General features: G+C 47.7%; 7 protein-coding genes and 2 pseudogenes. 3 read left to right on the forward strand and 6 right to left on the reverse strand.

What is annotated here, in order from left to right; all coding sequences use genetic code 11:
- Positions 1–1,947, reverse strand: a 1,947-nt coding sequence (locus H6F93_RS00985) for a tetratricopeptide repeat protein (RefSeq protein ID WP_190678400.1), incomplete at its 3' end; no start/stop codon positions are given.
- Between the two features lie 246 nt (positions 1,948–2,193).
- Between H6F93_RS00985 and H6F93_RS00990 the strand changes: the two are divergent.
- A pseudogene (locus tag H6F93_RS00990) lies at positions 2,194–2,881 on the forward strand (IS1 family transposase).
- 60 nt (positions 2,882–2,941) lie between these two features.
- Here the strand turns inward: H6F93_RS00990 and H6F93_RS00995 are convergent.
- Both H6F93_RS00995 and H6F93_RS01000 read right to left on the reverse strand, forming a co-directional pair.
- Positions 2,942–3,331, reverse strand: coding sequence for a hypothetical protein (locus H6F93_RS00995; protein ID WP_190678403.1), 390 nt, complete (start codon positions 3,329–3,331; stop codon positions 2,942–2,944).
- Between the two features lie 478 nt (positions 3,332–3,809).
- Entirely contained in the window at positions 3,810–4,442 is a 633-nt protein-coding gene (locus H6F93_RS01000) for a TetR/AcrR family transcriptional regulator (RefSeq protein ID WP_190678405.1), read from the reverse strand.
- Between the two features lie 89 nt (positions 4,443–4,531).
- On the opposite strand from H6F93_RS01000, the gene H6F93_RS01005 reads away from it, so the two are divergent.
- A complete protein-coding gene (locus H6F93_RS01005) occupies positions 4,532–5,317 on the forward strand; it encodes an SDR family oxidoreductase (protein WP_190678407.1) in 786 nt (261 codons plus the stop codon).
- Between the two features lie 156 nt (positions 5,318–5,473).
- Here H6F93_RS01005 and H6F93_RS01010 read toward each other — a convergent pair whose 3' ends face one another.
- Positions 5,474–5,899: a DDE-type integrase/transposase/recombinase gene (locus H6F93_RS01010; protein ID WP_524537874.1), complete on the reverse strand. Its 426-nt coding sequence runs from the start codon at positions 5,897–5,899 to the stop codon at positions 5,474–5,476.
- Positions 5,900–6,211: 312 nt separating this feature from the next.
- Between H6F93_RS01010 and H6F93_RS01015 the strand changes: the two genes are divergently transcribed.
- The gene (locus tag H6F93_RS01015) at positions 6,212–6,709 is read left to right on the forward strand and encodes a hypothetical protein (RefSeq protein ID WP_190678410.1); all 498 of its coding nucleotides are present in this window, start codon (positions 6,212–6,214) and stop codon (positions 6,707–6,709) included.
- Positions 6,710–7,233: 524 nt separating this feature from the next.
- On the opposite strand, the pseudogene H6F93_RS01020 reads toward H6F93_RS01015, so the two are convergent.
- Together H6F93_RS01020 and H6F93_RS01025 are read right to left on the reverse strand one after the other, a co-directional pair.
- A pseudogene (locus H6F93_RS01020) lies at positions 7,234–7,696 on the reverse strand (IS6 family transposase); the annotation flags it as partial.
- A gap of 136 nt (positions 7,697–7,832) precedes the next feature.
- A partial coding sequence (locus tag H6F93_RS01025; protein WP_199313408.1) for a PLL family lectin occupies positions 7,833–8,453 on the reverse strand: 621 nt, incomplete at its 5' end.

Consider the following 8,453-nt stretch of genomic DNA (forward strand, 5'->3'; position numbering starts at 1 on the left):
CTCGGCAATTGCGGCAGAACGACGCGCTGGTGCGTCAAGGATAGCGTCTGTCACCCCAATTGCAGCCTGATGTTGATTTGCAGCGGAAAATTGGGCAGAAATTGACTGTAGCGTAGAAAGACGACTTTCCTCATCTTCGATCGTTTTCACCAGCTCAACCGCTTGATTCAAGAGTTGTGTCGCGGCTTCGGGCTGATTGGCTCTAAAGTGTTCAGTTGCGATCGCCCTGAGTACTTCAGCTTTTACAGCGGCAGAATCAATTGTGTTCGCCAGTTGAACAGATCGATTAAACAGTTCAGTTGCTAGATCAACCTGCTGAGCAACAAGCTGAATTTGGGCAGCAACAACCGCAAAAACTTGAGCCTGAAAGCCAGGATCAACATTTTGCTGAGCAATGGCTTGAGCGCGATCAAAGTCTCCAGCCTCGGCAGAACTGCGAGCAATTTGCAAAAATAGGCGCTCGCGCCACCCGACATAGTTCGGTGGAATTGCCTGCGTAATTTTTACGGCATCCTCATAGCGGTCAGCGGCGATCGCTTGATTGGCAAGCTGGGTTAGATCCTGGGCGCGATTATACGATATGGATGTTTCTTCTGTTTCTTGTGCAAGATTGACCGTCTGCACCACCTGTAACGCCAAATTGTAATGTCCGCTCTGCACCGCTTGATCAATCAACTGCCGTCTAACAAGGTTATGGCTACTGAAGTCGGCGATCGCGGCAATGTTTTGAGATGCCTGAGTTAAGGTGGCTTGAGCACGGTCGGTCTGCCCGGCTTCAGCATAAAGCAAGGCGATCGCGCCGTACCCGGTTGCTTTCACCGTTGGGTCGTCAAAATCTCCAAGGACACGTAGGGCAGTGTCAAGTTGTCCTGCGGCAGCATATTGCACAATGATCGGAACGGCTGCCTGCTGCTGTTCGGGAACTGTGGTGCGAGTCCGAGCGCTAGTTTCTAGAGCTTGATCAAAAAATTCGGCGGCGCGATCAGACTGTCCGGCTTCAGCATAGCCAGCGGCGATCGCACCGAGCATGACGGCTCTCTGGTCGTCCGCAGGTACGTCTGAGGCGAGCGACACAGCGCGATCGAGTTCGCCAGCTTGTAAGTATTGATTGATCACAGCGCTCATTGCAGCGGACTGGTAGTAAGGGGCATTCTCAATTTGCTGCGCGACTTGTAGGGCGCGATCGAGTTCGCCAATCTGAGCGTAGAGTTGAGCGATTGGCTCTAGCGACCATGCTTTGCGGTAGGCATTGGGATAGGTGGCAGTTTGGGCAAACTGGAGCGACTGCGCCAGGATAGGAGTAGCAGCTTGCGGTTGACCAATCGCCACATAAACTTGAGCGATGCTGGTCAGCGCTTTGGTTTGAAATTCTGCACCACGAATCGATTGACTTGCTTCCAATGCCTCAGCCAAAACAGTTTGAGTTTGCTGTGGCTGCTCCAGAATGCTGTAGTAGCGGGCGATCGAGGTGAGCGTTCGAGTTTTTGCGACACTGTAGCCGCTGCTTAAGCTCTGCGTCACCTGCACTGCCTGCGGCAAAACAGCGGCAACCTGCTGCCGCTGCAGTGGATTAGCCTGATTGACCAGTTGCTCTAACAGGCTACGTTCGGAGCTGCCTTCATAACTGTTGATAATCTGATCAAGCAACGTAACTTTGGCTGAAACATCCTCCACCTGCCCGATCGCTTCAAACGCTTGGATTAGGGCGATCGCTGCTGCCTCAGTCTGCCCATCATTGACATGCTGCCGCGCCTGATCAACCAGCTCATTTAAGGCAAACTGCTCCAACTGAGCAAGCTCCGTTGCACAATCGCTCGCACTGCTCCCGGTCGGCATTACCGCTGGATTAGTAGCTTGACTAATTTGAACGGCCAAAGTAGATGGACAAAGCGCCACTAAACACACGACGGCACTCAGCATTTTCAATCCTTGAGCAAACAGAAACATTAGAAAAACCTGCGATCGAATATATAAAGGGAATCTCGAAAGATTCAAAACCTATTGAGAACAAGCACAAAGAATCAAGGGTTTCAGATTACATAATTTGCAATAAGACTAATGAATTGAAGTGCCCTAAATACATTGACGTATTTTCGCCCGCACCAGTGTCTATGTTTGTGCCAGTTGTTTAGTTGGAATGATAGATTTAGGGCGTTGCTGAAAGGGTAATGCTAGATTTGGTACGATTCAGGCATGAAATGCTCTCAATGTAACTCCACTCAAACGCTAAAAACGGACATCGACGAGGCAGACAGTGCTACAAATGCAAGCAGTGCGGTCGTCAATTCCTCGAATCTTACCGTCCTTGGGCGTACTCCGATGACGTTAAACAACTCTGCATCAAAATGTACCTCAATGGGATGGGGTTGCGTGGGATCGAACGAGTCACCGAGATTCACCACACCACGGTCATGCACTGGATTCGAGAAGCAGGACATCAACTTCCAGATGCTCCTGAATCTGAAGAAATCCCAGAAATAACAGACTTAGATGAACTGTAAACCTTTGTGGGCAACAAGACCAACAAACTCTGGATTTGGACTGCTGTTAATCATAAGCAAGCGGGAATTCTGGCATGGGTGATTGGAGATCGCAGTGCAGAAACCTTCAAGTTTTTATGGCTCATCGTCAAGTGCTGGCACTACTTCTTCTATGTCACCGACGGATGGAAGGTGTATCCAATGTTCATTGAGGAAGGCGACCAGATTATCAGCAAGACCTACATGGCTCGGGTTGAGGGAGAGAACACTCGTCTGCGACATTACTTGGCGCGACTGCACCGGAAGACCTTGTGTTATCCAAATCCATTGAGATGTTGAAGTGCTCGCTGCGTTTGCTCCTTCATTACCTGAAGTATCGAACTGTTCCTCTGTTCGCTTAGCTCATTACAGCTTCAGCAATGCCTTGAGTATTAAGCAGCACAAATTGGTTAAAGTTCGTCTCACACTGAAGGGGAGCGCCGAAATATAACAGCAGCGATAAGCAAGAGAACTATCGACACTGTGTCAAAGTAGATGATCCGTTGAATTCCCGGCGTTAAATCTGGTGTAGTTATACATAATCCAATAAAAGCAAGTTTGCTGACTACAGCAGCAATAATAACCATCATTCGTAGATGATAGAAGAATGCTCCATAAACTAAGGCAGCACCGAGCACCCCTAGCATGACTTGGCGATGCCTGACTAGCAGCAGGACGGCATCATCTTCAAAAGCAACATTGTATAAAGATGTAATTCCATTTGAATTTAGTGCAGTGATGACCGGAGAAGCTGTAATCACACCAATAACCACTAAGATTGCCACTGCTGCATTTCGGCTTAGTTTAGACATTGAAGTTTCTACTGAAAGTAATTACATAGAAGATATTTATGCTTAATGCCCCAGTTCACCTGTGGCAAATGACTCTTGATTCTAATCTACAAGTTTTGCTCCATGAGGGAGTGGGCACATAACCCTTCCAAACGGCAAAGTAGCTGTCGTCTAATAGTAGTGAAATTATCGGCGTTGTTGAGTAGCGGTATGAATTGCCTGCGATCGCGGGTTTGGTTGCTGTTGAATAACAAATTATTTTGGCTCTTCCCAAGTTTTGATTTTGCTGACAAAACACGGCTTAACATCCGAAAGTCTTACAAATTCATTGCAATCAGAAGCTCGATGTTTGAGTTTTGTAGCTCAGGAAACGGCGAAATTAGGGTTTCGGGTATGAAGAAACAATTCGTTAGCAGCACCCATGAAAATCGAAGCACTTTACAAGTCAGTATTAAAAGCTGGGAAGAGCCCAGATCTTTTGCTCATTCACAACTACCGTTTACATGCCGCCTAGACCCTCGTAAAGCATTTGGGTACACATATGAATCATACGCTCGACTCCAATGGGCGTATCGGTGTACGGGCGTGTTTGGTTTTCAATAATCAAGGTCGCCATCCCGTGCAGCATGGACCAAATAACGCTGGCGAGTTCGCCTGGGTCGCCTTCACGAATGCGTGCTTGTGCTTGTCCCGCCCGTACCACATCAACAAACAGTTGGTACACCCCTTTCGCAGTCTGATGCACTGCTGGAAATGCTTCACGTTCAATTGTTAGTCCACTGAACATTTCTCGCATGAGCCACGGATTGGACTGGGCGAAGGAAACGTATCCTTGTGCTAACCCTTGGAGTTGCGCTTCAACGTTCGTGGGCATGTTGTGCAAAGTCGATCTCATGTGTTCCGTTAGGCGCTGGAAGCCGATCTCAATAATCGCTGCAATCAACGTTTGTTTGTCGGCAAAGTGGCGATACGGGGCAGCATGACTGACCCCAGCTTTCCGGGCCACTTTGCGTAGGTCAAGGGCGGCGGCACCCCCTTCTGCTAACATCTCTAAACCTGCCCGAATCAACGCATTGCGTAAATCACCGTGATGATACGCTTTTGGTTGATCGTTATCAAAGGAGTTATTCATCCATGCTCCACATAGATGTTGACACTGTCAACATCCCAGCGTACACTAGCCTTACCACCATACTGCATGAAATGCACAAGGAGGAGGCGATGTACACTCAGGGCAATACCATCCTTATTACTGGAGGTGGCTCAGGGATTGGTTTGGCACTTGCGCGGCGGTTCGTGCGCCACAACAATCGAGTCATTATCTGTGGACGGGACGAAGCTAAGCTTGCCGCTGCACGGCAGACCATGCCCAACTTGGAAACGAAGCGATGTGATGTGAGCATTCAATGCGACCGCGACGAACTGGTGCAGTGGACTCTCGATCACTTTCCGAGCCTCAATATCGTGATCAACAATGCAGGTATCTTAAACGTGATCGATGTCGCGACTGAATCATTCGATTTCACGGCTATCGAGCAAGAGCTGAGGACGAACCTATACGCGCCAATCGACTTAACACTTCGCTTCCTGCCCCACCTGCGACAGCAATTATCCGCCGCGATTGTCAATATCAGTTCTGGATTGGTTTATAGTCCCGCCGCCATTGCGCCGATTTATGCAACGACCAAAGCAGGCGTACACGCCTTCACACAAACGATACGCTATCAGTTGCGCGATACAAGGTTAAAAGTGTTTGAAGTGTTTCCGCCAACCGTGGATACCAAGCTTAATGCAGATATTCAAGTCAACAAAATATCGCCGCATGCTGCTGCCGAGGCAATTGTGCAGGGGATTGCCAAAGACACACAAGACATTCGGGTTGGGCAAGTTAAGGCACTCTATATCGCGACGCGGATTGCACCGACGTTCATCAATAACAAGATAAATGAAGTCATTGCACAAGGTCAACAGCAATCGCGCAACGGAAATGCTGGTAAAGATAGCTAACGCCATGGGTTGTGACTGTCGTTGAACGGTTCGGGTTAGCGTTTTTGAGTAGCGGAGCACGATCAGCGGAGCGCGATTTGTGTCATCTGCCCTCGATGCTGGAAGGTTGTGTCGCAAAAACTTTTAAGGACAAACGATGGTATCGTTTGCATTTCCTTAAGCAGCAATTCCCAAGATCGATTCAATAAATTTTGCTTGAGATACACTGTCCCCTCGATTGACTCCTTTCCCCTGTTCTTTTCTAATCATGCTCATTGCTTCAATCCCACTGGAGGTTCTTCTCGCACTGTTCAATGATTTGAATCCCATCATTGGTTCTACAATGCGTTTGATGTTTCGATGGTCTTGTTCAACGATATTGTTCAAATACTTGCTCCGTCGTAATTCTGTCTCGACTTTCAACGTTTGGTCTTTCCTCAATTCATCGATTGCAACCAGATAAGCAGCATTGTTATCAACGGTAATTACGCGTGGAGAACCAGTGTGCTGAGCTTTGAGCACCTTGCGGAAGAAGCGTGCTACGGGCTGGCAAGGCAGCTTTGCCCTTAGCAGAAAGTCAAGGGTATTGCCCTCCGAATCCACGGCAAGGGTACAGATATTTCTACAAGCCCTTGATTTTGATGTAAGTTTCGTCCACGCGCCACGAGTCGTTTGTCAGCTTCAGGTAAGGTCGAATGCGTTTGTCGATATCACCGCACGTTCAGCAGGATGATTTGGGGCAGAAAGTGTCACCACTTAAACAGAGCAGGAGTAGACATCGGGGGGCAAGGAGGGAAGGTTGAGCTTACTTTACCATTGACTGGTTTTTGCGACATAACCAGTTTGGCTGCACTCCAAAATTATCTTTAGTGTTTAAGCTGAAATGTAACAGCTAGAGTTGTCTATGAATACATTATGACCGTCTTAACTTGTCTTCCACAATCAATTTGTTCTTGGAATTATTCAGTTACTGCTGATTCCGGTGTTACAGCGTCAGTTGAGTTTGACTTTTTGAGTGAACAAGGTAGCATTACTTTAGAGTCTAGCTATTACAGTGTTCAACATGCTTGGCTGAGCGGTGAATGGTCGCTTGAATCAGGTGGCAGAGTCGTAGCAGTAGCAATTAAGCCAAACCCTCTTAGCCGTTTGTTTGAAGTATCTTGCGGCAGTCAAAATCTGATTTTTAGAGCCGAGTCGCCATTTACACGGGCTTTCGCTGTTGAACAAGACGATAGATTGTTGGGTACAATTCAACCAACGCATCCTTTGACTAGACGAGCTTCTGTTAATTGTTCGTCGTCTATAGAAATACCTGTACAGGTATTCTTGTTTTGGCTCGCTGTTCTGATGTGGAAGCGAGCTGCAAACAATTCAGGAGCAGCAGGAGGAGCAGCAAGCGGTGCGGGAAGATGAGAGTAAAGTTTTTGGAAGATGGAGCTACAAGCGTTCTATTAGATCTTTAAGGAGATTGCTGTACAACAATAATTTGGTTGGAGCGGGCGACCAAAAATTGCTGGATAGGTACCCAGGGCACTATCAACTTAACCGGGAATATTTGAAATTAAGCACGTAATTCCCCTAATCGTCAGTCTCGCTCAAGTTTACGCAGCCTCTTTCACATAGGTGATTTCCCACCAATCCTCAAAGCGTTGGCGCAGTTGTTCTCGATATCGTTTCGCACTCAGTTCGTGTTGTTTGGGATGAAAGTGTGCGCGAATCGGGTCAAAAGTAGAAAGAAATCGTTGCGCTTGTCCTGGAGATTTGAAGGTGTTGTCAGGTTAAGCGGGATGTAGAATAGTCGGACTGCTTTAACATTGTTCGCAGCCGCTTGCTCATGTAGGTTGTGTCGCAAAAAATTCCTGAAGCGCTATCTGTAGAGTTACAACACGTGCAGTTCAACTCCATAGGTAGCGTTTCTAAAATTTTTTGCGACACAACCGCTTTTGCTGCTGCCATGTCTCGTTTCTCGCTCAACCTCACATCGACTAAATTGCCATCCTCATCGCTCGCTCGGTACAGATAGCACCATTTGCCTTTCACACGGATGTATGTCTCGTCCACAAACCAAATCTTGCCCACCTTCCCCTTGCATTTGGCTCTCAGCTGTTGGGTAAAAATCGGAGTAAAGCGTTCTTCCCAATCTCGTACTGTTTCATGCGTGAACTCCAACCCCCGGAGTAGGAAGAATTCGGCAATGTCTCGAAAGCTCAGCTTGTAGCGGAACCGATAGAGCAGCACTTGAACCACGATATCGGTACCCCTTTCAATTTCATTGAAAGGGGTACCGGTGCGTTCGTTGCAGGTGCGATAGCACGCCTTGCAGCGAAACATTGCGTAACCTAAATCAGTGGTGCGTTGCAATCGAGTGGTGTGAGTCGAGCTGCAGTGAGGACAGTTCATCGAAGGCGGACTGAACGGAAGTTGAGGGCAGAAGCTAGTTTATCAGGCAGGGACTTCTACTCTCAATTTGAGTACTCAGTTCTGACAGTTTCGATTGGGTTACCTTGTGACAACCCAACTTATGGGTTCAGCTACACTAGAAGATTGAAGCTGTTGCTGTTGCACTCGAAGCTACGTCTGTAGCTTGTACCTGGGCGTTACTTAGGTCACCTGCGAGATTTACTCCAATAAGGTGGATGAAGGTACCTGTTTCACTACTAGTAAGCGTGTCCTCACCAATTTGGTGGGTAGTTGGCGCACCTCCACTAGCAATGTCATAACCAAGTCTTACGGTCTGATTAGGAGTGAACTTGATACCAGTAACCTCAATGAACCGTCCTTGATCCTGCACTGCACGCAGTGTGATTTTTGGTTCTACAGGGATACCAGCATCATTCCAGAATGTAGTCCAGACATGGTTATCAAATCCGATAACAAACAAATCTAGGTTGCCAGGTGCACGTGATACGGCAGCGATTTGTTGCTTTTCACGGTCAAATACTGCTTGTCCAGGAAGTAGGAACCAGTCACCATTCCAACCTTGAGCATCATTCCAGAATGTAGTCCAGACATGGTTGTCAAATCCGATAACAAACAAATCTAGGTTGCCAGGTGCACGTGATACGGCAGCGATTTGTTGCTTTTCACGGTCAAATACTGCTTGTCCAGGAAGTGGGAACCAGTCACTATTCCAACCTTGAGCATCATTCCAGAATGT

The sequence above is a fragment of the Leptolyngbya sp. FACHB-671 genome (assembly GCF_014695745.1).
Lineage (GTDB): Bacteria > Cyanobacteriota > Cyanobacteriia > Elainellales > Elainellaceae > JAAUTN01.